The 25,822-nt window shown below is 42.0% G+C and carries 18 protein-coding genes; 6 read left to right on the top strand and 12 right to left on the bottom strand.

The window, feature by feature from the left end; all coding sequences use genetic code 11:
• Positions 1-33 precede the first annotated feature (33 nt).
• Positions 34-378, bottom strand: coding sequence for a hypothetical protein (locus tag NPUN_RS01630; protein WP_012407128.1), 345 nt, complete (start codon positions 376-378; stop codon positions 34-36).
• 468 nt (positions 379-846) lie between these two features.
• On the opposite strand from NPUN_RS01630, the gene NPUN_RS01625 reads away from it, so the two are divergent.
• Positions 847-1,278 (top strand): hypothetical protein, encoded by a 432-nt coding sequence (locus NPUN_RS01625; RefSeq protein WP_012407127.1) that lies wholly within the window; start codon positions 847-849, stop codon positions 1,276-1,278.
• A 42-nt stretch (positions 1,279-1,320) separates the two neighbouring features.
• Here the strand turns inward: NPUN_RS01625 and NPUN_RS01620 are convergent, their stop codons facing one another.
• From NPUN_RS01620 to petB, 6 genes are all read right to left on the bottom strand, one after another.
• Positions 1,321-1,692 (bottom strand): hypothetical protein, encoded by a 372-nt coding sequence (locus NPUN_RS01620; RefSeq protein WP_012407126.1) that lies wholly within the window; start codon positions 1,690-1,692, stop codon positions 1,321-1,323.
• A gap of 44 nt (positions 1,693-1,736) precedes the next feature.
• Positions 1,737-2,924: a glycosyltransferase family 4 protein gene (locus NPUN_RS01615; protein WP_012407125.1), complete on the bottom strand. Its 1,188-nt coding sequence runs from the start codon at positions 2,922-2,924 to the stop codon at positions 1,737-1,739.
• 10 nt (positions 2,925-2,934) lie between these two features.
• On the bottom strand, positions 2,935-3,924 hold the full coding sequence (locus NPUN_RS01610) for a GDP-mannose 4,6-dehydratase (RefSeq protein WP_012407124.1): 990 nt from the start codon (positions 3,922-3,924) through the stop codon (positions 2,935-2,937).
• A gap of 343 nt (positions 3,925-4,267) precedes the next feature.
• Positions 4,268-4,708, bottom strand: a complete 441-nt coding sequence (locus NPUN_RS01605; RefSeq protein ID WP_041565844.1) for an ATP-binding protein — start codon at positions 4,706-4,708, stop codon at positions 4,268-4,270.
• A 359-nt stretch (positions 4,709-5,067) separates the two neighbouring features.
• Complete coding sequence (gene petD / locus NPUN_RS01600) at positions 5,068-5,550, bottom strand: cytochrome b6-f complex subunit IV (RefSeq protein ID WP_012407122.1); 483 nt, start codon at positions 5,548-5,550, stop codon at positions 5,068-5,070.
• 261 nt (positions 5,551-5,811) lie between these two features.
• Positions 5,812-6,459 carry a cytochrome b6 gene (petB, locus tag NPUN_RS01595; RefSeq protein ID WP_012407121.1) on the bottom strand — a complete coding sequence of 216 codons (648 nt, stop codon included), beginning with the start codon at positions 6,457-6,459 and terminating at the stop codon, positions 5,812-5,814.
• A 506-nt stretch (positions 6,460-6,965) separates the two neighbouring features.
• On the opposite strand from petB, the gene ctpA reads away from it, so the two are divergent.
• Positions 6,966-8,210, top strand: coding sequence for a carboxyl-terminal processing protease CtpA (ctpA, locus tag NPUN_RS01590; RefSeq protein WP_012407120.1), 1,245 nt, complete (start codon positions 6,966-6,968; stop codon positions 8,208-8,210).
• A 518-nt stretch (positions 8,211-8,728) separates the two neighbouring features.
• Here the strand turns inward: ctpA and NPUN_RS01585 are convergent.
• Together NPUN_RS01585 and NPUN_RS01580 are read right to left on the bottom strand one after the other, a co-directional pair.
• Positions 8,729-9,223, bottom strand: coding sequence for a GNAT family N-acetyltransferase (locus tag NPUN_RS01585; protein WP_012407119.1), 495 nt, complete (start codon positions 9,221-9,223; stop codon positions 8,729-8,731).
• A gap of 286 nt (positions 9,224-9,509) precedes the next feature.
• Positions 9,510-10,682 (bottom strand): RpoD/SigA family RNA polymerase sigma factor, encoded by a 1,173-nt coding sequence (locus NPUN_RS01580; RefSeq protein WP_041565122.1) that lies wholly within the window; start codon positions 10,680-10,682, stop codon positions 9,510-9,512.
• A gap of 804 nt (positions 10,683-11,486) precedes the next feature.
• Between NPUN_RS01580 and priA the strand changes: the two genes are divergently transcribed.
• The gene (gene priA, locus NPUN_RS01575; protein ID WP_012407117.1) at positions 11,487-14,015 is read left to right on the top strand and encodes a primosomal protein N'; all 2,529 of its coding nucleotides are present in this window, start codon (positions 11,487-11,489) and stop codon (positions 14,013-14,015) included.
• An 85-nt stretch (positions 14,016-14,100) separates the two neighbouring features.
• On the opposite strand, the gene NPUN_RS37280 is transcribed toward priA, so the two are convergent.
• The 3 genes from NPUN_RS37280 to NPUN_RS01560 all read right to left on the bottom strand — a co-directional run bounded on the left by NPUN_RS37280 (position 14,101) and on the right by NPUN_RS01560 (position 20,163).
• Complete coding sequence (locus NPUN_RS37280) at positions 14,101-17,826, bottom strand: beta strand repeat-containing protein (protein WP_012407116.1); 3,726 nt, start codon at positions 17,824-17,826, stop codon at positions 14,101-14,103.
• 473 nt (positions 17,827-18,299) lie between these two features.
• Complete coding sequence (locus NPUN_RS01565; RefSeq protein ID WP_012407115.1) at positions 18,300-18,974, bottom strand: response regulator transcription factor; 675 nt, start codon at positions 18,972-18,974, stop codon at positions 18,300-18,302.
• An 85-nt stretch (positions 18,975-19,059) separates the two neighbouring features.
• Complete coding sequence (locus tag NPUN_RS01560; protein ID WP_012407114.1) at positions 19,060-20,163, bottom strand: sensor histidine kinase; 1,104 nt, start codon at positions 20,161-20,163, stop codon at positions 19,060-19,062.
• Positions 20,164-20,686: 523 nt separating this feature from the next.
• Here NPUN_RS01560 and kdpA point away from each other — a divergent pair.
• From kdpA to kdpC, 3 genes are all read left to right on the top strand, one after another.
• Positions 20,687-22,372 carry a potassium-transporting ATPase subunit KdpA gene (kdpA, locus tag NPUN_RS01555; protein WP_012407113.1) on the top strand — a complete coding sequence of 562 codons (1,686 nt, stop codon included), beginning with the start codon at positions 20,687-20,689 and terminating at the stop codon, positions 22,370-22,372.
• Between the two features lie 345 nt (positions 22,373-22,717).
• Positions 22,718-24,823, top strand: coding sequence for a potassium-transporting ATPase subunit KdpB (gene kdpB, locus NPUN_RS01550; RefSeq protein WP_012407112.1), 2,106 nt, complete (start codon positions 22,718-22,720; stop codon positions 24,821-24,823).
• Between the two features lie 344 nt (positions 24,824-25,167).
• Entirely contained in the window at positions 25,168-25,770 is a 603-nt protein-coding gene (gene kdpC, locus NPUN_RS01545; RefSeq protein ID WP_012407111.1) for a K(+)-transporting ATPase subunit C, read from the top strand.
• The last annotated feature ends 52 nt before the right edge of the window (positions 25,771-25,822 follow it).

Here is a 25,822-nt window from a genome sequence, read left to right as displayed (position 1 = left end):
TCCAGGCAGATTGCCAAGTAATCGCATATCAACTTATTGCTTACGTTGAAAGCTACTAGACACAAAAAATTTGTATCCAACATACACTAACACTGCTAAAAGTGCCAGAGTTATTACAGATGCAACTAGTTTAAACACTGCTTGGAGCATCGCCAAGCCTACTAGTACCGTCACACCTGAAACTACCAGCTTTTTTGTCCCAGATAAGCCGTTGAACCAAATCTTAAATCGCTCCAGTTGCAAGCTCAAGTTGGCAAAAACAGGCTGAGGCATCTGTTTTTGTCCTTGTGGTTGAGTAACCGCCCCAGGTGCGGAATTAATCTCTGCCTCTAACTTATCGAGGCGACGCTGTAAGTCTTCTTCTGGTTGAGGATTCATAAATCTTTATCTACCTCAGTTAGCATATTTATTCGACAACAGACTAACTAAATTCTATTTTTGGTGGTTGTCTTAGTGATTTTAGCTAATGTCTGTGTGTGCAATACCTTTCTGACAGGTAAAAATTATGTTTTTTTGTTATTGTCTGGTAATTTATTTAATTTTCCCAGTAATTTTACATTCTTAAAATGTAAAAAATAAGACTTTTTAGGCAAATGCCTATTCTACTGGTGGTTAAATATTTTAGTAGAGAAGCGATCGCCAGCCATCATGATATATGAGTTAATTTGCAGGATAAATGTAGAGTCTTTACTCGGCGACATCTCTACATCCCATCTTCACAAACAATTTTTAATTTAATGGTATTAGGTTATACGACAGCTTTTGGAACCAAGATAAATTGATACCGTCAATTAAATTAGACTGTATAACAATAATTGCTCTAAACAATCTGGAGCATTAATTAAAATGAAAACGCTTCGGCTACTTGCAATTCTTCCCATATCTTTGGTGATGAGCTTGGTTTTTACTGAGGCTAATTTGGCACAGATACCAAATGTCCAAATAAATCGGACTTTCCAGCCAGATCCACTGGTTTTGAACGGAAAGTCTGGGGGAACTGTCAAAAGTAATTGTGGCAATATTACTACTGAACCTAGTCAAGTTATTCAGGTTACAGAGTCACTACCTTATTTACGATTAACAGTAGAAAGTCAAGGGAAGCCAACGCTGTTGATCGACGGTCCAGGGGGACGTTTTTGTGTAATGGCAGATAGCTACTCTGGAGGCAAGCCAGAACAATCTGGTTACTGGCAGGCAGGAAGATACTCAGTATATGTGGGCGAACTATCCCAGCAGCAGCATAACTACAGTCTCTCAATCTCGCAACACAATAAATAGTCATTAGTCATTTGTCTTTTACTAATGACTAATGATCCTTGACTAATCTTCCAGTGATTTGGCTGGAACTTCGACAGCAGTGACATCAATTGTGCCTTCTGGTGTGAAGCGCTGAAAATGACTATCTTGTACTAAAAGCGACTCCCCACAATTAGGACACTGTAATTGACTGTTATTTAAACCCGTAAATTCATATCTACAGACGGGACACTGGTCAGCAACCAAGTTGCGTTGCAGCCACCAACGAAAGCCAAAAAAAGCCACAATGGGTGCTAAAAACAGCAACCCGACAATAATTAGCAACGAATTAACCAACCAACCCAAGCCCAGTGATGCCAGCAACCAAACAACTGCTAGCAGGGTGAGCCAAGGCCGGAGATTTAAAAGATTCAATTGAAATGACTTAAAGCTCATTTTTTAAACGTGGTCCTGCTCTCCTTCTAGGATAGCGATTTTAGTCATTTGTTATTGGGAGTGAAAACTGAGGATAGAAGCATTTTTTGCAAGTGCTGTTGGAAAGCATCTATGCCAAACAAAGCGATCGCCTGTTCTCGCAGCCACTGTCCATCACATCGTTGGTCATTCCCTTGAAGCATTTCTATACAAGCTGCTGCTACAGCATCAGGATTGCGGTGTGGTACTCGCCATCCCAGTTTACCATCCTGCAAAGGGTCAGCCGAGCCATCATCATCACCGGATAAGACAGGTACTCCACAAGCCATTGCTTCTAGATAAACAATGCCAAAGCCTTCTTGCGAAGGCATGATATAGGCATCAGCAAGGTGGTAATGTTGCATTAATTCTTCGGTGGCAACAAAACCCGCAAAGACGACGCGATCGCTCACACCTAAATCTTTTGCTAGCTGCGCTAATCGCGGTTGGTCATCACCGCGACCAATTACTAAATATTTCACTTGTGGGAAAACCTGAGCAATTTGTGGTAGCGCCCGAATTGTGACATCTACACCCTTGTAAATATCTCCTGACCATAAGCGTGCTACTGTCATTAACACCTTAGAACCAGTTAAGCGATATTTCTGAACGAATTCTGGCTGTTTGGAACCTGGAGTAAATTTATCCCCATCAATTGCACAAGGCATCATTTCTACCATTTTGGGGTTTATACCATTAGCAAGACAAGCGCGATCGCGGCTGTAACGGCTAATTGTCCAAATTTTATCTGCTGATGTCAGGGCGCGACGTTCTTGATTTTTTAGAGGTTCCCAGACTTCTTTACCGTAAGTTAGCACGGTGTAAGGAATCCCCAAGGGCTGACAAAGAGTTTGGATTAATACTGCTAAGTTAATATGACCGCAGAAAACTTGCTGTGGTCGGTTTTGCAATAGACACTTGAGTAAAGCTGCTGTCATTTGCAGTCTCCCCAAATGAGGAGACTGATTTTTAAAGTAATGAAATTTTAAGTTCTCGTCTTCAAACAGATTTAACCTATCAGGGCTATCTCGCAGTAAAAATACTTCCGCCTTGTAAGCTTGGCTCAATCCCAGATAGGCACGGAAAATATCTTTTATATATGATTGAATACCACCTTCGTGAGCAAAAATTTCTAAAAACACGAAGACATGGTTAGTTTTTTGGTTAACTTTATCACCTACCTTTAGGTTTTGTGTCACTTTAGTAATATGCATATTAGGTTATTTACACTTGGGTTAAAGGCGCGATGGCACCGCTTTGTAACCGCTCTAAATCTGTTTTTACCATTTTTTCTAAAAGTTCTTCAAAGCTCACTTGGGGTTCCCAGCCAAGATTTCTTTTAGCTTTACTGGGGTCAGCTACTAGTTGAAAATGCTCATCTTGTCTCAATAAACTGGTATTTAAAACTATATAGCGCGTCCAATCCAATCCGACAGACTCAAAAGCTGTGGCAACTAAATCTCTAACACTGTGCAGTTTACCAGTGCCAATCACATATTCTTCTGGTTCATCGACTTGCAACATCAGCCACATAGCTTCTACGTAATCTCCAGCAAAGCCCCAATCACGTTTGGCATCTAAATTACCCATTTCTAAGGTGTCAGTTAAACCCAATTTAATCGATGCGGCTGCTAAAGAAACTTTTCGGGTTACAAACTGAGGTGCGCGTAGAGGAGACTCATGGTTATATAGAATTCCACTACAGGCAAATAATCCATAGCGCTGTCTGTGATGCACCATCGTCCAGTGGGCGTGCATCTTGGCCGCAGCATAAGGATTTTTGGGACGAAAAGGCGTTTCTTCATCTTGAGGCGAACTAAATACATCGCCAAACATTTCCGAACTGCTGGCTTGATAAAATCTGGTAGACAAACCAACCTGTCGTACAGCTTCCAAAAGTCTGGTAGCTGTACCAGTGATCAAATCCAGGGTTCCTAATGGGTCGTTCCAGGAGTCGGGTACAAAACTGGGAGCCGCCAAATTATAAATTTCTTGAGGACGTAGTTGCTCAACTGCTGTCAATAGCGCCCTACTATCCCTCAAGTCAACCGTAAAAATTTCTACCTGATTCGCCAGTGTTCCCAGCTTTGTCAAATTAGGTTGTCGATGCGGGGGTACTAATCCTACAACTCGATAACCACGGTTGAGGAGCAAATGGCTGAGATAGTAGCCATCTTGACCAGTTATTCCTGTAACTAGGGCTGTTTTAGTCATAATCTGTCCCCTATTATTTCTATCTCTCTAAGGACTAAATGGCAGTTGTTGGAGAACAAACATTCAGGCTCTCAACACTGCTGACAAATCTTAACAAGGGAGCTAATATAACTCGAATGCTATCTTTACTGTATTCACTAATTGTTTTTATACAAAAATATTCTTTGAGATTTTACAAGAAAATCATAATAACTAAGCAATTTTACTCAAAAAATACATTACTCCAATTCAAACAATATTGAAAAAGGAGTATACTTTCAGCAATCAAATGACGACATCTTGTCGCAGATGGCTTTTCCGCTCATACTTCTGTTCTAAAGTGACTGACTTAACTTCACTTTTCTTATTGTGCTTCCACAGAGTATTTGACGATGAGAAGGCAATTTCTACCATCTGCACCACGTTCGTATACAACACGGTCTGCCAAACGCCGGAGGAGGAACCATCCATACCCACCTACTTGTAGAGTACCTGGGGCTGGCTCTGCGATCGCATCAGGATTGAAAGGTTTTCCATAATCCCAAATTCTAATCTCTAGTCGATCGATCCACAGATCAACGTTAATTTCAATAGTTGTTTCTGGGGGTAAAGCATGATGAGCATGACGAACAGCGTTGGTAAAGCCTTCTGCTAATGCTAAGTTGAGGCGATCGAGTTGGGTTTTTGACCAGCCAAGTTGAGACAAATGTTGCAGACAAAATTGCTCGAACCATTCTTGCACCTGGTTTAGGAGGCTGAGTTCGCTCTTAACCTTCAGATGGTCTTGCTGCACTATAGTAAACATTAACTGTGACTTAAATATAAATAAACCTAAGTTGCTAGTTATTAAATTTTGCATGATTCGCCAAATTGCTCTGATGCCGAAAAATCTCAATTGAGATATTTTGTCTACCAAAATACAAAATATGAACGATTTTGGCATTTCGAGGGTTGTAACTAGCAACTTACGTTAATTAAGTGAAAAATGTTTATATTTTATGACTTTTGCTGATTTTAGATTTTGGGATAGCTTTCCAATCCAAAACTCCAGCTCCCGAATAGAATCTGAATTATTAAAATTGACGCCTGTAGATTTCTTCCAAAAACATATCTGTAATATGCTCTTGAAACTCACAGGCGTCAAAGCACTTTGTGGTGACTAATTTAGAATAGTCCCAAGGTCAAAGATTTATCCAATGGCAAGGCAGCACCAATACCCAGCCACACGGTGACAAGAGTGCCAACTAGGAAGACTGTGGTTGCAACTGGACGACGGAAGGGGTTTTGGAACTTGTTGACGTTCTCAATAAAAGGAACGAGAATTAGCCCAACTGGTACAGAACCCATTGCTAACACTCCTAAAAGTTTGTTAGGAAGCGATCGCAAAATTTGGAAGACTGGATATAAGTACCACTCTGGTAAAATTTCCAATGGTGTGGCAAAAGGATTTGCTGGTTCACCGGTCATTGCAGGATCTAGCACAGCTAGAGCCACAATTGCAGCGAAGGAACCCATGATCACGATTGGAAATACATAAAGTAAGTCATTAGGCCAAGCGGGTTCACCATAGTAATTGTGACCCATGCCTTTGGCGAGTTTGGCTCTTAACTGAGGATCGCTCAGGTCAGGTTTTTTTTGTGTTGCCATTTTGAAATGTGCTCTCCTGCTTAAGTTAAATTAAAGCATTTGTGAAGGCTATCAGCTACTAGGCAAATCTAGCAGGCAAAAAGCAGCGTTTTGTTTGTCTACGGTTAGCCGCCTGGAGGTTGTTATTTACAGCTTTAAGCTTCAGATAAAGTGTTTATTTGTTGGAACTTATGTGCAATTAAATTTATTGTGTTTCATAAGTTTAAAACAAACAACTTCATCTGAAAACTGACAAATCTTACCTTTCGCTAATAATTGAGATTACAAAGGACCGGAAATGCCTTGCTTGCGGATCATCAAGAAGTGAAACAGCATGAAAACTGCAATCAACCAAGGCAGCACAAAGGTGTGTGCGCTGTAGTAACGAGTTAGTGTTGCTTGACCAACACTTGAGCCGCCGCGCAGCAGGTCGGAGATCAGAACGCCAACTACAGGAATTGCTTCTGGTACGCCGCTAACAATTTTTACAGCCCAGTAGCCAACTTGATCCCAAGGTAGGGAATAGCCGGTGACTCCAAAGGAAACTGTAATTACAGCTAGGATGACACCGCTGACCCAAGTTAGTTCGCGGGGCTTTTTAAAACCACCTGTGAGATAAACCCGGAAGACGTGCAAAATCATCATTAACACCATCATGCTGGCAGACCAGCGATGGATGGAGCGAATTAGCCAACCGAAGTTTACTTCATTCATGATGTACTCCACTGAGGAGAACGCTTCAGTGACTGTTGGCCTGTAGTAGAACGTCATGGCAAATCCAGTGGCAAACTGGATGAGAAAGCAAACCAGGGTAATACCACCCAAGCAGTAGAAGATGTTGACGTGGGGAGGGACGTACTTACTAGTAACGTCTTCAGCGAGTGCCTGAATCTCCAGGCGTTCCTCAAACCAGTCGTAAACGTTGGCCATACAATCTCAAGTTCCTAAAAGTCGGTTGCGGTTGATAAATCCCGAAGCTCTAAATCGGCGACTAAAATTCTGATGGTTCCAAGCCTCGGCATCCTGCGGGTTCGCCCAAGGGGTTGCGGCAGGCTAGGGTAACAACAGAATTGTCTATGGACTTCTCATAAGCCGCCTCTTATGACTTCTCTCCCAATTAGCAATTTTGGGATTTTAGTAAAGACGAGTTTATTTCGTTTGCTTGTCAGCTTTCAGCGTGCTAAGAGTCTTCAGAAACTTTACACTCTGTAAAGAAGGAATATATTGCGATCTCTTTACGCCCCTGCACAGAAAATGGTGGACACAAAGTAGATTTTATCCTTTCGTGAGTGGATACAACGCATCAGTTGACTGAACAACTTGATGAGAGGAATGCACCACTTCTATAAAAAAAGTAACATAATCGAGAGATAGATTTCATCAACAACAGGATAACTGAGCATTTCTAGGCAATTTGGGTTGAGGTGGAATTGATAATGGGGTTCATGAACAAACAAGTGTTTCGGGTTGGATTTTCGTTGTTAATGGCGTTTTGGTTGGCGTTTGGTACGCTTACCCAGCCTGCGGTGGCATTAACGGGGGAACAAAAGCTGGTTTCCGAAGTATGGCGAATTGTTAATCGCACTTATCTAGATGAGACTTTTAATCATCAAAACTGGGCGGCTGTGCGGCAAAAGGTTCTAGAGAAGCCGCTTACAGACTCAAATGCCAGTTATGCGGCAATTGGGAAGATGCTCAAGAGCCTCGATGACCCTTTTACCCGCTTTTTAGACCCGGAACAGTACCGCAGCTTAAAGGTCAATACCTCTGGGGAACTGACTGGGGTAGGGTTGCAAATTGTCCTGAATCCTGAGACTGGGAAGTTGGAAGTAGTGGCTCCTATCGCAGGTTCACCAGCAGATAAAGCGGGGATTAGACCACGCGATCGCATTCTTAAAATTGAAGGCGTGTCCACAAAAAATCTTACCCTAGATGAAGCTGCAACTAAAATGCGCGGGCCAAGTGGCAGTCTTGTTACTCTCCTCATTGAGCGAGATGGAGAGCCAGAAACGGAAATTAAATTAACGCGCGATCGCATTGCTCTTAACCCTGTGGTTTCAGAATTGCGTGTTTCCGCTGAAGGTACGTCTATTGGCTACCTACGTCTTACTCAATTCAATGCCAACGCCTCAATGGAATTGGCACACGCTATTTCTAGTCTAGAAAAAAAAGGCGCTGCTGCCTACATTCTAGATTTACGAAATAATCCTGGGGGATTATTGCAATCAGGAATTGAAATTGCTCGTCAGTGGTTAGATTCTGGTACTATCGTCTATACCGTGAATCGACAAGGTATTCAGGGTAGTTTTGAAGCTTTAGGACCGGCCCTGACGAACGATCCTCTAGTGATTTTGGTGAATCAAGGAACTGCCAGCGCTAGCGAAATTCTCGCTGGCGCACTCCAAGATAACGGTCGTGCACAGTTGGTAGGCGAAACTACCTTTGGTAAGGGTCTAATTCAGTCTTTATTTGAATTATCAGATGGTTCGGGGTTGGCAGTCACAATTGCTAAGTATGAAACTCCTCAACACCGGGATATTAACAAACTAGGTATTAAGCCAGATAAAGTGATTTCCCAAGATCCAATTAACCGCGAACAGATTGGTACTGAAGCGGATCTGCAATATCAAGCAGCAGTGGAACTTTTGAAGAAAGACTTGGTTGTGGCAGGAAAAGCGTAAAAGCTGAAGAGTTAGAAGAGGTTTCTTGATTAAGTTTACGGGTTACGCAAACAATAACCAAAACCAGGATTTACAGGTAAGGGCAATACCCTCCGCGAGTACCCCTACCGGGTTAAGTTTTGTCTAAGTCCTAAAGCTAATTAGGCGGTACTACATGAATTGTCAAATTTTGTGCCTTTGCCAAGTTCGGACTCGACGCTAATTTGACAACCATGTTTTTCCACAATAATTTTATGAGCGATGTCTGACGACAGCCGCTGACGCTCCTTCTCTGCGAGACGCTACGCGAACGTCGCTACCGTTTCGCTAATGCGTCTACGCTAATCCAAACCCTGTATTTTTACTGGCAGCGTTCATCGTAAATAAATGGTCAGGCTCGTAAATGTTAAGCAATATCCGAGTAATGAATAGCCTTTTTAAAGAGGGTTAGTGAGGAGCTAAAAGTGCCAAAATTTAGGGAAAAACACTTTTCCAACAACCTCTTCTGACTACTGAATTCAGCTATTCTGAATTTTTCTTCAATTGACAGCCCCTAACTGCGTAAGTGCGTCTTCTGTGACACGGCAAATTCGCCAATCATCTAATATAGATGCTCCTATACTACGGTAGAATACTTTAGCTGGTTCATTCCAATCCAACACACTCCACTCTAACCGTCCACAGTCACGTTCTATAGCTATCTGGGCTACTTTAGAAATAAGAGCTTTACCAATACCTTGCCTACGATATTCTGGTAAAACAAATAAGTCTTCCAGATAAATTCCGGGCTTGGTCAAAAATGTTGAATAATTATGAAAAAATAGGGCAAAAGCAACAGCTTGACCAGCAGTTTCTGCTAAAATCGCTTCTATATATCTGTGCGAACCAAATAAATGCTCTTTAAGTGCCAGAGCATCGCCAGTGACAGCATGAGATAATTTTTCATACTCAGCAAGTCCCTGAATTAATTGAAAAAGTACGCTGTAATCAGTTGGTTCAGCAAAACGCAAAATCAAATTGCTACACAAAGTCATTAGTCTGTAGTCTATAGTTCATAGTCCATAGTCTATATGCAACTGTGCAATTTTTTTAAGAATGACTAAACAAAAGCCGAAAAAAGGTACAGAATGCCCGTTTTTTGAGAGTTACGGTAGTCGAAGCTCAAGAAATATAAATATATCGGCCCCTAAATTCATTATTGGAGCTAATTAAGTCAAACCATGCGGATAATTCAAAATTCAAAATTAAATATCTATTTTTGAATTTTGAATGAGAACGAAGTGACGATTGGGTATTGCGTCTCTATCTTCGTGAATGTAACTAAATCAACCAACCTTTTAAGCGTTTAGCGATGTGGGGACGGCGCAATTTCCGCATTGCTTTGCTTTGAATTTGGCGCACTCGCTCACGAGAAAGATTGAACATATTGCCAACTTCTTCTAAGGTACAGGGTTCGCTGGTTGTCAAACCATAACGCAGAGAAATCACATCTTTTTCTCGTGGAGTTAACACATCACCCAACACTTCCCAAATCTCTTGACGCATCATGTTTTCATTCATTTTTGCTTCTGGAGACAGGTTATCTTCATCTTCTAGCAAATCCATCAATTCCGTGTCTTCTTCTTTACCGACACGGTGGTTGAGAGAAAGTGCTTGACGGCGTAACTGTTGTAGTTGGCGTAGTTGTTGCACACTAATGTCCAAAGCTTCTGCCATTTCACCTTCGGTAGGATTCCGACAGAGTTTTTGCTTTAGTTCCCGTTGAGCTTTTTTCAGTTTGTTAAGCTTTTCAACAATATGAATAGGTAGCCGGATTGTCCGTGCATCGTTAGCTATAGCCCTGGTAATCGCTTGTCTAATCCACCAATAGGCATAAGTAGAAAACTTATATCCCTTATCTGGATCAAACTTTTCTGTAGCGCGATTTAAACCCATTGCTCCTTCCTGAATTAAATCCAGAAAAGGCACTCCCCGATTTAGATATCGTTTGGCAATAGAAACTACTAACCTCAAGTTAGAGCGAATCATTTTGCGTTTCGCTACTCTACCTTGATACAAGCGACTTTCTAGTTGCTTTTCGGTCATTTCTAGCTCGGAAGCTATTTCTAGTTTGGTAGGTTCCTGTCCTAGTTTTAAGTTTAAAGCGGCTTGTAATTCCCTAATTTCCTCTAGAAATCTAACTCGCCGTGCTAACTCTACTTCTTCATCAGCTTTTAGAAGTGGATAACGTGCCATCTCTTTAAAAAACGCACCGACGGCATCATCGTGCTCGGTTTTATTGTATCCCGAAGGGCGGGCCGCCGCCATATCATCTCCATCGCGTTCATCTGATTCCAGATTTTCTACTACAATAGGAGGCTCTTCATCTGCCACTGCATCTAAACTATCGAGTGATGGTTCTTCAATATCAGCAGCATTCTCCAGTATTTCCATTTTTCCCAATTCAACAATGTTCATAGTTTCCTTTAGGGATTGTTGTTTTGTTTGGTACATAATTTAGTTACAGCTACTCCTTTGAGGCTTGGTAGTTTTCCCTAATGGACGAATGCACCCCTTTATATGGCGAAATAGAAGCTTCTGCTAATTTCTATTCAAGAATAAAAATCTATATCTACCTACAACCTACGGGTTACAGTTAGATACAACCTATAACGTAACTGACCTTAGCACCCAACAAAACTTTCTTCTCAGGCTTTTAACAGATTATATTCTTCATTTTTTTCTTAATTACCAAATATGTCAAACCCCCCTCAAACTTTCTCAACCTGAACAAACATAAAAACCTCAGTTAACCATCCAAATTTCTTCAACTTTCATATATTTTTCTAAATATATATTTTTCTGTTTAGGTATTTGGAAGTCACTGGATAAATTTAGAACCTGGTGATGGGGTTATGCATTCCCAATTTCAAGTTACCCAAATGATACAAATTACAATAATGGCAGCTTAATTTTGGGATGTTCTTATTTGTATAAAAGCATCTCATATACAGAAAGGGTTGAATATCTATCGATAGGCGGAAAAAGGCTACTCCCTATTTAGTAGATAGAGCAACTGTTGCAGCAAGTGCCGACATGCTTTTATTTATATAGTGGGTACCAAATATTTATTGCATGTATAGTTGATACGAATTTGTCTAGTAGATTACATAAGAAGAAACTTATCAAGTATTATGAAGGATAACAGTATTGAAAAATACTATTTAAATCTAAGAAAGCAAAAAATTAGAGTTTAGTTAGCTAGGTTAATTTTGACCAGCTATGTGAGGAAAATATCTAACTTTAAAATCAGGAATTATGTATATTAATGGCATAAGTTTATCTCCTTTAGTAGTGGCCCAAGCTAGCGAATCGTACCAATCAGGTACAACTCTTAATAGGTGGGTTGAAGTACTGGTAGACTGTCCAGGAAGTACAGGATTATTTACTTATCGATTACCAGCCCAGTTAGAAATAAAACCAGGGGATATTTTGAGCGTGCCATTTGGGGCACAACAATTAGGAGCGATCGCAATTCGGTTACTGGCACAACCAAATGTTGATTTAGCACCAGAAAAAATCCGGGAAGTAGAAGATATAGTCAGCGTTGGATTTTTCCCAAGTGCTTATTGGGAATTACTCAATCGAGTTGCTGCATATTACTATACGCCTCTAATTCAAGTAATCCGGGTTGCTCTACCACCAGGGTTGCTGGGGCGATCGCAGCGTCGTATCCGCCTTGTTAGAGGAGGGCGAGCAGCAGGAAGTAGTTATCTATTGGCATCTACTAATCCTTCAGCTTTTTTAACTCCAACCGCGCGGCAAGTTTGGGAACTTTTGCAAACACAACCTGCGGGGGATTACAGTTTCGCCTACCTCCAACAAAAAGTCAAATCTGCCTATCGGGGAATTCGGGAGCTGCTGCGATTCGGTTTAGTAGAAAGCTACTTAGAACCGCCACGGCTGACTCGACCAAAGCTGCAAAAAGCAGTCACGCTTACAGGTACAATCGATTGCGACTTAACTACTCGCCAAAGAGAGATTTTGGTAGTGCTGCGACGGCATAATGGGGAGTTGTGGCAAAATGAATTACTGCAAATTTGCAATGCTAGTTCTTCTATCCTCAAGACGTTGTCACAAAAGGGTTACATCGTTATCGAAGAACGGGAAGTATTGCGAACAGAACAGGGGCCAGTATTGGCAGGTGATGGAGCTAAATCTTTAACTTCTGCCCAAGCTAGCGCCTTAGCGACAATCGAGACACTCGATGGATTTGCTGAAGTTTTATTGCATGGGGTGACAGGTTCAGGAAAAACCGAAGTATATTTGCAAGCGATCGCACCTCTCATCAGCGAAGGTAAATCTGCCCTCGTTTTAGTCCCCGAAATTGGACTTACACCCCAGTTAACCGATCGTTTTCGCGCCCGTTTTGGCAATAAAGTCAGCGTTTATCACAGCGCCCTCTCCGACGGTGAACGTTACGACACTTGGCGGCAAATGCTCACAGGAAAACCTCAAGTTGTCATTGGTACGCGCAGCGCCGTTTTCGCGCCTTTGCCCAAATTGGGTTTAATTATTTTAGATGAAGAACACGACAGCAGCTTTAAACAAGACTCACCCATACCTACTTACCACGCTCGCACCGTCGCCCAATGGCGAGCCGAATTAGAAAATTGCCCCTTATTGTTAGGTTCTGCTACCCCTTCCCTGGAGAGTTGGATAAGCGTCAGGAGGCAGAAGGCAGAAGGCAGGAGGCAAGAGACATATTACTTAAGTTTGCCCGAACGCATCAATTCCCGCCCTTTACCGCCTGTGGAAATAGTCGATATGCGGCAAGAGTTGCAGCAGGGAAATCGTTCTATATTTAGTAGATCGCTGCAAGAAGCTTTGCAACAGTTGCAAGAGAGAAAAGAACAGGGAATTTTATTTATCCATCGCCGGGGACACAGTACTTTTGTCTCATGTCGCAGTTGTGGATATGTGTTGGAATGTCCGCATTGTGATGTGTCGCTGGCGTACCACCACACCGAAGAAAAAGCGCCGGAATTATTGCGCTGTCATTATTGTAACTATGCGCGATCGCATCCCAAATACTGCCCCGATTGTAGTTCCCCTTATCTGAAATTTTTCGGTAGCGGTACTCAGCGAGTAACACAGGAATTAGCGCGACAGTTCCCAGAGTTACGCTTGATTCGTTTTGATAGCGATACCACCCGTAACAAAGGCTCACACCGGACTTTACTTACCCAATTTGCCAACGGCGAAGCAGATTTATTAGTAGGTACGCAAATGCTTACCAAAGGTTTGGATTTACCACAGGTGACACTTGTGGGCGTTGTCGCCGCCGATGGATTGCTAAATTTATCAGATTATCGCGCCAGTGAGCGGGCATTTCAAACCTTGACTCAAGTCGCTGGACGTGCTGGTAGAGGTAACGATCCAGGGAGGGTGATTGTACAAACTTACACTACAGAACATCAGGTAATTGCGGCAGTGCGATCGCACGATTATCACTCTTTCTCCCAAGCTGAGTTAGAACAACGCCAAGCCCTCAATTATCCCCCTTATGGGCGGTTAATTTTGTTGCGCTTAAGTAGTCTCGATCCCATTCAAGTGCAAAATACAGCGCAAATCATTGCCACAGCCTTGAGTACAGAAGAAAAATTCGAGATATTAGGGCCAGCACCAGCGAGTATTTTACGCGTAGCTAATCGTTATCGCTGGCAGATATTGATTAAATTTGCCCCCGATGCATTGCCACAATTGCCAGATTGGGAAGAAGTGCGATCGCTTTGTCCTGCTTCTGTTAGCTTGACCATTGATGTAGACCCCATAAATATTATGTGATTTTCTTAGGGTAAAAAATTGAGAAATCCGGCTTATCTAAATAAGCCGGATTTCTATAACTATTCCATTTCAGATTGACAGATCGCTAATAAGTGATGAAATAGCTAGCGTTTAAAGTTGATGCCTGAATTCCAGTTAAAATAGCAAGATTTTGGTTATTGGAAGTATCTTTAATTATGGTATTGCTGCCGCTCTGAGTTAGAGACAAACCTGAGTATATCAAACCACCTGATAAGGCAATCAAATCTTCACTGAGATTGAAGTCTTTGATAGTATCTATACCTTCACCTTTGGCAAGCACAAATATATCATTACCTGCACCTCCTGTCAGATTATCACTACCTAAACCGCCGTAAATCTGATCGTTTCCTAGCCCGCCAACAATTATGTCATTACTAGCAAAGCCAAAAATCAGATCGTCTGAGCTAGTTCCCTGTAAATTATCAGCCTTGGCTGAACCTGTGATAATGCTATTGACTTGGTTGCCGTTTTTAATATTGACGACATCAATATCGGCAATATTGGCGGGGTTGAAATTGTTATATTTTGAATCATTACTAACTACTGTGCCAGTAATGATTTTATAAGCAATATTGTCATCTACAATACCATCATTAACACCTGTAACTGTGATTACTTGAGGTGTATTCCAGTTAGCTGCGGTAAAGGTAACGCTATTTGAGACAGTACCTTCACTTACCTTGGAACTACTCAAATTTAAGGTTACATCAGCAGTGGGTTGGCTGGTAAGTTGGATATTGAAATTAGCTGTGCCACCAGCCTCGGTAGTTATTAGTCCAGTTGCAGGAGAGATATTGAAACCGACTATATCGTTGTCCGTAATCGTACCAATAGCTTGATTATCAGCGATGCTGGCATTAGTGGGGTTGATGAGATTGACAAAAAAACGCTCGCTTGATTCAGCAACAAAATCGTTGAGAATCGGTACAGTGATTGTTTGAGTGGTAACTCCAGGGTTGAAAGTCAGGCTGCCTGTGACTGCGGTGTAATCAATGCCAGCGATCGCAGTATCATTACTACTGTTGTAAGCGACTGTAACTATTTCAGTACTGGCATTGGAGAGTTTGACGGTAAAAACAAAATTGCCGCTGCCTTCGCTGCCACTTTTATCTGCGATAGAGATAGCAGGAATGTTGTCATCATCAACTATGGTGATTGTAGCAGGAGCGATCGCAGCTACTTGGTTGGGGTAATTTAGGTTAAGATTAATGGTTTCGTCAGGTTCAGTCAACTTCTCACCCAGAACATTGAGTGAAATGGTCTTTGTCGTTTCCCCAACGGCGAATTTTAAAGTCCCAGATAAAGTACCTGTTGCAGTTCCAACTTTAATAGTATTGTAGTCGCTGACAGAAGTTGCTGTGCCATCCAAGGCATAATTTATGGTAGTGGCAATGGCAGTATTACCACTGCGAGTCACAGTGAAACTGACAGTTTTGCTACCACTATTACCTTCAATCACAGTTGGGGTAGCAGTTGAAATGGCGTAATTGATATTAGCTGGAGGAGCAAAGTTAGTATTGCCAATATGATTCAATGGTTGCTCGGCAAAGTTTCCAGGTGATGTGTTAGGAGCAGTAGCTAATGCAAAATTTGGGGCTGTGCCAGTGGTGATTGCACTTGCTACCCAATCTGAGGCTGTTGAACCAGTAGTATTACCTGAACGCCCAACATATCCAGCGATAAACGAGGTGTCAACAACTGTGGCATTAGCTGGAACTGAACCGCCATTAGAACCTTTTCTAAATACAATCGAGCTATATGCTCTGTCCGTAGTAGATGTGCCATCTAAAACGGAAACTGAATCTAATACAGTCCACTTTGAGTAAACAGCAGGATCAACAATACCATCGTCATTTGAGTCAATATCATTGCTAAGGGTGGGTGCAGTAGTAGTTTGAATGAGGAAAAAGCTAACAGAGTTATTTTCTATGTCAGTTGCGCCCGTCTGACCAGTATGACCGATTGAACTTGAGGCTCCGCTTCCCCATCCGGCTCCAGTACCAGCATTAGTTACTATATTTGCATTGGGGTTGACTACATTAACATAAGGATTGCCTTTTTGTAACAGAACCAGCAACCCATTGCTTCCAAACTGCTTACCAGACAAATCAAAAATATCTTGAACATTGCCAGGATTCGGGGAGCCAGAATCACCCTCAATCCCAACTAGATAAGTCCCAGGTGCTAGAGTTTCACCAGGAGTACCACGCAGTTCGATGTATTCTCTAGGACCATCTGTACTTGGGGGATCAAAGAAAATTTCGTTGATGAGTATCGGCTGAGGGGGAACGGGATCATAAGATTCAGCGCGATTATTAAGTAGTATCGAAACGTTTCTAGATTCACTGTTTGCCACCGCCAAGTCAGATTTACCGTCTTTGTCGAAGTCGCCTACGGTGACAGCATAGGGTGTTGTACCTACGTCAAAGTTAGTGGCATTTCCAAAGCTGCCAATGCCATCTCCTAGCAGGACTGAAACCGTGTTGGAGTCTGCGTTTGCAACTGCTAAATCAGATTTGCCATCCCCGTTGAAGTCAATCACTGTGACAGATACGGGATTTAACCCCACATTAAAATTGGTGGCAGGCTTAAAAGTGCCATCACCATTGCCCAACAGTACCGAGACATTGTTAGAGTCCGAATTTGCCACCGCCAAGTCAGATTTACCATCTTTATTAAAGTCGCCGATGACAACAGAATGAGGATTTGTTCCTACGTCAAATTGAGTGGCTGAGTTAAAAGTGCCATCACCATTTCCTAATAGGATTGAGACGTTGTTGAAGTAAGAACTCGTCACCGCTAGGTCAGATATTCCATCCCCGTTGAAGTTGCCCACGATGACGGAAGTAGGACGGCTGGGAACTTTAAAGTTTATGGCACTTCCAAAGCCGCCAGTACCATTTCCCAAAAGCACTGAAATATTTTGGGAAGCATTATTTGCCGTTACTATGTCAGATTTACCATCTTTGTTGAAGTCCCCCACTGCGATGGATATGGGTGCTGATCCTGAGGGCAAATCAAAATTGACAGCAGCTTGAAAACTACCATCACCCTTTCCAAGGAGCACCGAAATGTTATTGGAGACATTGTTTGCCGTTACCAAATCCAATTTGCCGTCTTTGTTGAAGTCGGCTACAGCGACGGAATAGGGATTTAACCCGTTGAACCCGACGACGCTAAAGGTGGTGGCAGGTTTAAAAGTGCCATCACCCTTTCCCAAAAGTACCGAAACGCTTTGAGAGGACTTGTTTGCCGTTACCAAATCCGTATTACCATCTTTATTTAAGTCGGCGACAATGATGGAATAGGGTCTTAGTCCTACGAGAGGTAAAATTGAGATACTGGCAGTTTCCGTAGCACTACTGTAAGCTGTTGTGCCTCCACCAACTCCTGGATTTACGCCAGTAGTGCCGCTAGCATTGCCATCTGAAGCATCCCAAGCACGGAAGGTGATTTCAGCCGTACCGTTGTAGCCAGCATTGGGGATAAAACGGACTTTTTCTGTATCTCTGAGTAATGTCGCAGAAATGGCGGACACAGCAAAATTAATCCAGTTGTTACCGCCATTGGTAGAGTATTGCCAAATGCCGTGGGTATTATCTACACCAATGACAGCAATTCCTTCCACTGCACCTGTGTCTACATCAGTGATGGGGTTGCCACCTGTACCTGTGGCAATGATGGCAGAAACTAGAGTGCCAAGGTTTTCAGTGTCAGTCACATCTTGAGTAATGGCAGTCAGTATGGGATTACCTGCGTTGTCCAATGTTGGCGCTGTATTGGTTGGCATTTATAATTCCTCTACAAAATTAGTTTAGGTTTTAGAAGTTTTGTTTTCTTGCAGTTGCACCATGATTATTGTTAGTAAATAAAATTTGGCAACTCGTAACTTTTGACTCGAATGTAAGGCTTTAGAAAGACAGCATTAAATATGAAACGAATATCTAGATATACGCTTCCGTTCCTAAATTTAATGGGTAATTAGAACCTATTTTTCTTGAGGTAAAACAGTAAAAATAATAGCAATGTTTAGTACTAAATTATACTGAAAATATAATTCTCGCTACTGTATTAATACTGAAATAAGTTAGATGTGGTAAAAGTTTAAATTTAGAGTTGATTTTTATAACTAAATACACCCTAGAAAAACTAAGCTATGTTTTAGCGATCGCTCTTATTCTCGAAATTAAATTTTACTGACTTATAAATGCTGAAGTATTTATACTTCAGTCAGCATTAGCACTTAGTCCGATGTGAATGAATCTAATTAATCAACAATTCTGGTGCTACCAATCCTTTTTGGATCGCTAAGACTGCGGCTTGGGTGCGATCGCGTACTTCTAGTTTCTGCAAAATAGCATGGACATGAACCCGCACTGTACCAGGAGCAATGTAGAGAATCTCAGCAATCTCTTGATTGCTTTTGCCAGCTGCTACCAGTGCCAAAATTTCTTGCTCACGCTTAGTTAACGGATTTTCTAGGGTTCCCTCAGTTTTTGCAGGCAGCACCACAGTAGAATTGCCCTCAAAAGCTGCTCTAATCTCTGTTGTTGCCGTTTGATCCCACCAAGATGCTCCGCCTGCAACCGATCGCACTGCCAAGATCAAAGATTCAGCAGGAATACCTTTCAGGCAGTAACCTTGGGCCCCGGCTGCAATTAACCTTGAAATCAAAGGTTTTTCAGAACGAGACGTTAAAACGAGAATTGGTAAATTTGGGTGCTTCTGCTTGATTTGGCGACAAGCTTCAATCCCACCAATGCCGGGTAAACCTATATCCAGCAAGACCAAATCCAGCGGATAGCGATTTGCTAATTCTACAGCTTGTTCCCCATCTTCTGCCTCTGCGACAATCTCCAAACTGGTTTCTTGTTGCAACCGCATCCGCAGACCAAGCCGAAATAATTCATCGTCTTCAACGAGTAAGATTTTTGTCATTTGTTATTGGTTATTGGTCATTGGTCATTAGTCAGGAATTATTATTCTCCCTACCTCCCCTACCTTCTCTGCTCCCCCTGCTCCTTCAACTCCCCGGAGGTGGACAAGCTGGGAGTCTAAAACCAAACATTGCTCCCCGTGGTGAGCGATTCTCTGCCCAAATTGTACCCCCATGAGCAGCGATAATTTGCCTAGTTAAATAAAGCCCTAGTCCCGATCCTGAGACGTGGCGATCGCTATGTCCTTGATAAAATCTCTCAAATAAGTGGGGTAACTCTTCTTCTGTAAAGCCGGAACCAGTATCGAGTATTTTTACCACTTGATCGCTAGAATAACCTTCAAGTACCACTTCCACTTTACCGCCACGGGGGGTATGGTTAATACCATTACTCAGGAGATTGGTGAAAACTCGCCCAAGTTGTAAAGAATCGCCATTTACCCAGAGAAAGCTACGAAAATCTGATTCGCCATAGTGCAAAGAAATATAAACCTGACGTGTTCTCGCTAGTTCAGCCAGGGTTGCGATTATCTCCTCTGCCACAGTTGCCAAGTTAACAGGTGATATCTGTAATTTCAACCCTTCAGCATCATTACGGTATACATCTAAAAGAGTTTGGACTAATTGCAGTGTACTCCGATGACTACGAGCCATAGTTTGGAGGACTTTTGCTTGCATTGGCGTGATTTCACCAAATTGCTCATTTTGAAAATATTTCAGCGTTTCAATTGCTCCTAATAGAGGTGTTTTCAAATCATGCGTTAGGGTAGAAACAAAATCTTCACGCATGATAGCTAGTTGTTCTTGGGAGCGTAATTGTGCTTGTGTATAAGCGATTGCTTCTTCATTGCGGTGGTTGCGATCGCTTAACCAACCCGTTACCATCAACGCCAATACTGCAATCAGCCGATTTGCTAACGTTGGGGGATAAATTATTTCTCCTCCGGGGACAAACAAATTCAATAATGTTAATCCTGTAGCGGCAAGAGTGATCCCCAATACTGCTTTCCGATTCAATCGAGAATCTGCTAACAAAATTGTCCCTGTGTAGAGGTAGCCAAATACGTACTCAGGTGGTGTCAAATATTCTAAGCTAATCACGATGGCAAAGGCGATCGCTATTAGCCCATAAGTCTCTCCACGCTCATTTATAGCTTCTTTCATAGCCACTAATCGACTTAATATCGTCATTTCTGATTTACTAAAAAATCTTTATCCTACAATCTTTACAACTATTTAATTCAGCGATTATGATTTATCTGCAATCTATATCTGCAAATATTCACTTGAGCATTAACCTGAAAATTACGATTGTCCAGATGCAAAAAAGAGGACTGGGGATTGAGGATTAGGGACTGGGTACTTGTCACAAGGTGCAGAGTATCTAACACAACCTTCCCATACCGTCATTCATTTAATAAAATCCTCTTAAATATTTATATTCTTTGAACGTAGCAAACTTCGATAATGTATTGTATAAACAAATAATACTAACTAGCGAAATAGATGAATTAAAAGTAAAGATTAAATATTTTTAACGATAAGTTAAACAACTATCTGGAAAATAGCAATAGCTGAAAATAGTAAATCCAGATTTAAAAATGGCGGTGATAACTCATATCACTAAATTTCTGCAATCAAATACTCCAACAGTTAATCTGTTATTTTTAATAATTGGCTTGCTAGCACTTAAATTTTATCGAGCGCGAAATATATGGGACAAGGTTTTTTGCAAATTGGCTTAACGCTGTGTATTGTCATAGCAATTACTCCACTACTCGGTAGATACATAGCCCATGTCTTCTTGGGAGAAAGAACACTACTGGATTTTTTAATGAACCCCATAGAACGGAGTATGTTTGTACTAGCGGGTGTTCGCAGAAAAGATGATATGACGGTTTCGCAGTATATCCGAGCTGTACTGTACAGCAACCTGATTATGGGTATTTCAGTGTACTTACTATTATATTTTCAGAGGCTGTTGCCCTGGAATCCTAACGGTTTTGGTGCGCCCAGTTGGGATGTATTACTGCATACAACCATTTCCTTTGTAACGAATACCGACCAGCAGCACTATGCTGGTGAGACAACCTTAAGCTATTTTAGCCAGGTAGCAGCTTTAGGCTTTTTGATGTTCACCTCCGCAGCTACCGGTTTATCTGTGGGAATTGCCTTTATTCGCGGACTGACGGGTAGAAGGCTAGGAAACTTTTATGTTGATGTTGTCCGTGCAATTACGCGCATATTGCTACCGATTTCGATTATTGGAGCGATCGCTTTGCTTCTAACAGGTGTACCACAAACATTAGCGAAGACTATGGATGTGAGAACCTTAGAAGGCGGGACACAATATCTTGCCAGAGGCCCGGTGGCATCCTTTGAAATGATCAAACTTTTGGGCGAGAATGGCGGTGGCTTCTTTGGCGTAAACTCAGCACATCCTTTTGAGAATCCCAATGGCGCTTCTAACTTGATAGAAATGATCGCCATGATTTCTATACCGGCAGCCTTGATTTACACATACGGTATATTTGCCAACAACATCAAACAAGCTTGGCTGCTTTTTTGGATGGTGTTTGTGATTTTTGTGGTTCTGGTGGGAGTAACAGCCGTGGGAGAATTGCAAGGTAATCCCCTTGTTAATAACGCCTTTGCATTAGAACAGCCCAATTTAGAGGGGAAAGAAGTGCGGTTTGGCTGGTTACAAACGGCATTTTGGGCAGTTATGACTACTGCTACTATGTCTGGCGCTGTGAATGGGATGCATGATTCTTTGATGCCCCAAGGAATATTTTCGACACTCTTCAACTTGTTTATCCAGGTAATTTGGGGTGGTCAGGGAACTGGAACAGCTTACTTATTTATTTACTTAATTCTTACAGTGTTCCTAACTGGACTAATGGCAGGACGCACCCCAGAGTTTTTAGGACGCAAAATTGAAAAACGTGAAATTGTCCTCGCCAGTGTCGTGTTGTTGATTCACCCAATTCTAGTTTTGATTCCCAGTGCGATCGCCCTGGCTTATCCCATCTCTCTCTCTGGAATTAGCAACTCTGGCCATCACGGTATTTCTCAAGTAGTTTATGAATACGCCTCAGCCACCGCAAATAATGGCTCCGGCTTGGAAGGGTTGAAAGATAACACCCTGTGGTGGAACTTGAGTACTTTAGTTAGCTTAATAGGAGGACGATACATTCCGATAATTGCCATCCTGCTGTTAGCTGACGGTATGTCTCGCAAACAACAAGTACAAGAAACCCCTGGTACCCTAAGAACTGATTCTCTAGTATTTACTGGTATCACTGCTGGAGTGACATTGGTTTTGGGAGTATTAACTTTCTTTCCCGTTTTAGCTTTAGGCCCCATAGCTGAGGGTTTGAAACTAGCATCTGGCAATTAGAAAATTTATGAGTTATAAGTCTGGAATTAAGAGAATACCAAAAAATAAATAAATTATCCTGTTTTGTAGGGGAGGCAGTGCTTTGTGCTGAATCCATCGCTGTAGGCGGGTTTTTCACCGTAGGCGACTGGTATTTTAGCGAGTCTTGTCTGCGACACGTTGTTCGCGTTCGATCGTCCGTCCTTCTGGTGACAATCGAACGCGAATAGAGGTAGGTAGGAACGAGCATCGCTTTGGCATTGTGTTAGCGATCGCATAGCGTGCCCTAAAGGTCGGATGTATTTTTTATTGGAAACTCCTAACTTCTAACTCCTAATTTTTAACTTTTAACTCCTAACTTTATTCATGAATCAAGTGGCAACTAACTTCAGAGCTAGACGGCCAAATCCTCGTTCTGGCGATCACCGTCAAGGACGTAAAAAAGCAAGGACAAGTAAAAAGTGGCTGTACTTAAGGGCAATTAGAGATGCTTTTGTGAAGCTCAACCCTAAGTATGTAATCAAAAATCCAGTAATATTTGTGGTTTGGGTGGGGACAATCATCATTCTATTGCTCACAATTGATCCCAATTTATTTGGCCCAGCCCTACAAAAGAAGCCACAACTTTTCAATGGCTTACTGTCGGGGATTTTATTCTTTACAGTTTGGTTTGCCAATTTTGCTGAAGCATTGGCAGAAGGGCGGGGTAAAGCTCAAGCTGATGCCTTGCGATTAACCAAATCAGAGGCGATCGCTAAAAAACTCGCTCCCGACGGCACAATTAGTGAAGTTTCATCTACTAACCTTAAAAAGGGCGATAACATCTACGTCGTTGCTGGTGATATCATTCCCGGCGATGGCGAGGTAATTATGGGTGTTGCCTCAGTAGATGAATCGGCAATTACTGGAGAATCTGCACCAGTATTAAAAGAATCAGGCTCCGATGTTTCCAGTTCCGTCACTGGTGGGACGCGGATTATCTCAGATGAATTAATTATCCGTATCACTACTGACCCCGGTAAAGGCTTTATTGACAGGATGATTGGCTTAGTAGAAGGGGCAGAACGCAGCAAAACACCCAATGAAATTGCCCTGACAGTATTGTTGGCAGTTCTCAGCTTAGTGTTTTTGTTAGTTGTAGTAACTCTGCCCGCACTTGCTTACTATGTCAATAGTCCAGTGAGCGTGCCAACTTTAATTGCCCTATTAGTGGCATTAATTCCTACAACCATTGGCGGCTTACTCAGTACCATCGGCATTGCTGGTATGGATCGAGTTGCCCAATTTAACGTTATTGCGACTTCAGGAAAAGCAGTCGAAGCCTGTGGTGATGTCAACACTCTAGTTCTCGATAAGACAGGTACAATCACCCTCGGCAACCGTTTGGCGGAAGAGTTTATCCCGATCAACGGTCATTCAATGTCAGAAATTGCTAATGTTGCGTGGGCGGCTAGTTTTTTTGACAATACACCAGAAGGTAAATCCATTATTCGACTGGCAGAAAAGTTAGGCGCAAGGTTTGATTTTGATTCCAACCAGGCAGAAGGAGTTGATTTTTCCGCCAAAACCCGAATGAGTGGAACTAACTTACCTGGTGGTTATGAGGCCAGGAAGGGAGCAGTAGAAGCCATTAAAGGATTTGTCCGTTCTCGCAACGGACGCGACACGCCAGAATTGGATGCTGCCTACGAACGAGTTTCTCGCTTGGGAGGTACACCTTTAGCAGTTAGCCTAGATAACGAAATCTATGGGGTTATTTATCTCAAAGATATAGTTAAACCTGGTATCCGCGATCGCTTTGAGCAACTGCGACGGATGGGAGTGCGTACAATCATGCTAACTGGAGACAACCAAATTACAGCTTCTGTCATTGCTAAAGAAGCTGGAGTGGATGACTTCATTGCTGAAGCCACACCAGAAGACAAAATCAGTGTCATTAAAAAGGAACAAGCAGCAGGTAAACTAGTTGCCATGACAGGAGATGGGACTAACGATGCTCCTGCATTAGCCCAAGCTAACGTCGGCGTTGCTATGAATACAGGGACACAAGCTGCAAAAGAAGCCGCCAACATGGTGGATTTGGACTCCGATCCGACAAAGCTGATCGATATTATTAGCATTGGTAAACAATTGTTGATTACTCGCGGAGCTTTGATGACATTTTCTATCGCTAACGATATTGCCAAATACTTTGCAATTATCCCAGTGATATTTGTCGCTGCTAATCTACAAAGCCTGAATATTATGAATTTGACTAGCTCTAAGTCTGCTGTACTATCAGCGCTGATTTATAATGCTTTGATTATTCCAGCTTTGATTCCCTTGGCATTGAAGGGTGTGCGGTTTAGACCATTGACAGCTAATCAGCTACTCCAACGCAATATCTTAATTTATGGCTTAGGTGGAGTGATTGCGCCATTTATCGCCATTAAGTTGATAGACATACTGATTACAATTGTAGGTTTGGCTTAAGGATAGAAAAAGTAGATATGCTGCGAAACGAGCGCATCTTGACCAAAGTAAAATAATAAACATTTTTACTTTTACCTGTTGAGAGAGAGAAGCAAAAGAATATGAATAAACAGGTCCATGTTTGGGAAAAGTTTTTGCCGATAAATCTGATACAAGCGATGTTCTTTGTTTGGTCGCAATTCCTTAAACAACACTCACACTCGCTATTTTTATCCTGCTGTGCTTGAATGTGGTAATTGCCCCAGGTATTTATGCTGTTAGCAGCAGCATCTTTGAACATCGTTCTAATTGGGTAAAATAATTAAAATTAAAAATTAATTTTAGTAATAATTGGAAAAGTTTTTATGGCTATTATTCGAGAAACTATCAGAGCAATTTTTATAACTCTAATGCTTTGGTTGTTGACTGCAATCATCTATCCTCTAATCATCCTTGTAGTGGGTCAAGTTTTTTTGCCCTATCAAGCGAATGGTAGTATTATGCTGAATCTAAATAATGAACCAATTGGTTCAGCTTTGATTGGTCAACTATTCACATCCGAGCGATATTTCCATCCTCGTCCCAGTACTGTTAGATATAGCCAAGGAAAAAAAGCCAAGCCAACTGGCATATCCGGAGCCAGCAATCTCGCTGCTAGTAATCCAGAGCTACTAAAGCGGATTCTAGAAGAGGCAAATCAATTGCGAGATGAAAATCTTCAACCGATCGCTGATATGATTTATACCTCTGGTTCTGGTTTAGATCCGCATATTTCCTTCAAAGCAGCACGGCAGCAATTGACGCGGGTTGCTGGTGCCCGCGGAGTCAAAGAAGATGAGATCCTACGTTTAATTAACAAGTATACCGATGGCAGATTTTTATGGATTTTTGGTGAGCCGGGAGTCAATGTTCTCCGATTGAATTATGCTCTTGACTTGCAAGATATTAATCGTCAGCAAAATCAATAAATGGGAATTGGGCATTGGGCATGGGGCATTGGGAATTGGGAATTGGGCACAA

The sequence above is a fragment of the Nostoc punctiforme PCC 73102 genome, from assembly GCF_000020025.1.
GTDB lineage: Bacteria > Cyanobacteriota > Cyanobacteriia > Cyanobacteriales > Nostocaceae > Nostoc > Nostoc punctiforme.
Note: the sequence above shows the minus strand (reverse complement) of the source record. Positions and strands in the feature narration are given on the sequence as shown.

Coding starts and splice junctions, on each gene's coding strand:
- NPUN_RS01630 (WP_012407128.1), bottom strand. CDS start 378: ATGAATCCTCAACCAGAAGAAGACTTACAGCGTCGCCTCGATAAGTTA.
- NPUN_RS01625 (WP_012407127.1), top strand. CDS start 847: ATGAAAACGCTTCGGCTACTTGCAATTCTTCCCATATCTTTGGTGATG.
- NPUN_RS01620 (WP_012407126.1), bottom strand. CDS start 1,692: ATGAGCTTTAAGTCATTTCAATTGAATCTTTTAAATCTCCGGCCTTGG.
- NPUN_RS01615 (WP_012407125.1), bottom strand. CDS start 2,924: ATGCATATTACTAAAGTGACACAAAACCTAAAGGTAGGTGATAAAGTT.
- NPUN_RS01610 (WP_012407124.1), bottom strand. CDS start 3,924: ATGACTAAAACAGCCCTAGTTACAGGAATAACTGGTCAAGATGGCTAC.
- NPUN_RS01605 (WP_041565844.1), bottom strand. CDS start 4,708: ATGTTTACTATAGTGCAGCAAGACCATCTGAAGGTTAAGAGCGAACTC.
- petD (WP_012407122.1), bottom strand. CDS start 5,550: ATGGCAACACAAAAAAAACCTGACCTGAGCGATCCTCAGTTAAGAGCC.
- petB (WP_012407121.1), bottom strand. CDS start 6,459: ATGGCCAACGTTTACGACTGGTTTGAGGAACGCCTGGAGATTCAGGCA.
- ctpA (WP_012407120.1), top strand. CDS start 6,966: ATGGGGTTCATGAACAAACAAGTGTTTCGGGTTGGATTTTCGTTGTTA.
- NPUN_RS01585 (WP_012407119.1), bottom strand. CDS start 9,223: ATGACTTTGTGTAGCAATTTGATTTTGCGTTTTGCTGAACCAACTGAT.
- NPUN_RS01580 (WP_041565122.1), bottom strand. CDS start 10,682: ATGTACCAAACAAAACAACAATCCCTAAAGGAAACTATGAACATTGTT.
- priA (WP_012407117.1), top strand. CDS start 11,487: ATGTATATTAATGGCATAAGTTTATCTCCTTTAGTAGTGGCCCAAGCT.
- NPUN_RS37280 (WP_012407116.1), bottom strand. CDS start 17,826: ATGCCAACCAATACAGCGCCAACATTGGACAACGCAGGTAATCCCATA.
- NPUN_RS01565 (WP_012407115.1), bottom strand. CDS start 18,974: ATGACAAAAATCTTACTCGTTGAAGACGATGAATTATTTCGGCTTGGT.
- NPUN_RS01560 (WP_012407114.1), bottom strand. CDS start 20,163: ATGACGATATTAAGTCGATTAGTGGCTATGAAAGAAGCTATAAATGAG.
- kdpA (WP_012407113.1), top strand. CDS start 20,687: ATGGGACAAGGTTTTTTGCAAATTGGCTTAACGCTGTGTATTGTCATA.
- kdpB (WP_012407112.1), top strand. CDS start 22,718: ATGAATCAAGTGGCAACTAACTTCAGAGCTAGACGGCCAAATCCTCGT.
- kdpC (WP_012407111.1), top strand. CDS start 25,168: ATGGCTATTATTCGAGAAACTATCAGAGCAATTTTTATAACTCTAATG.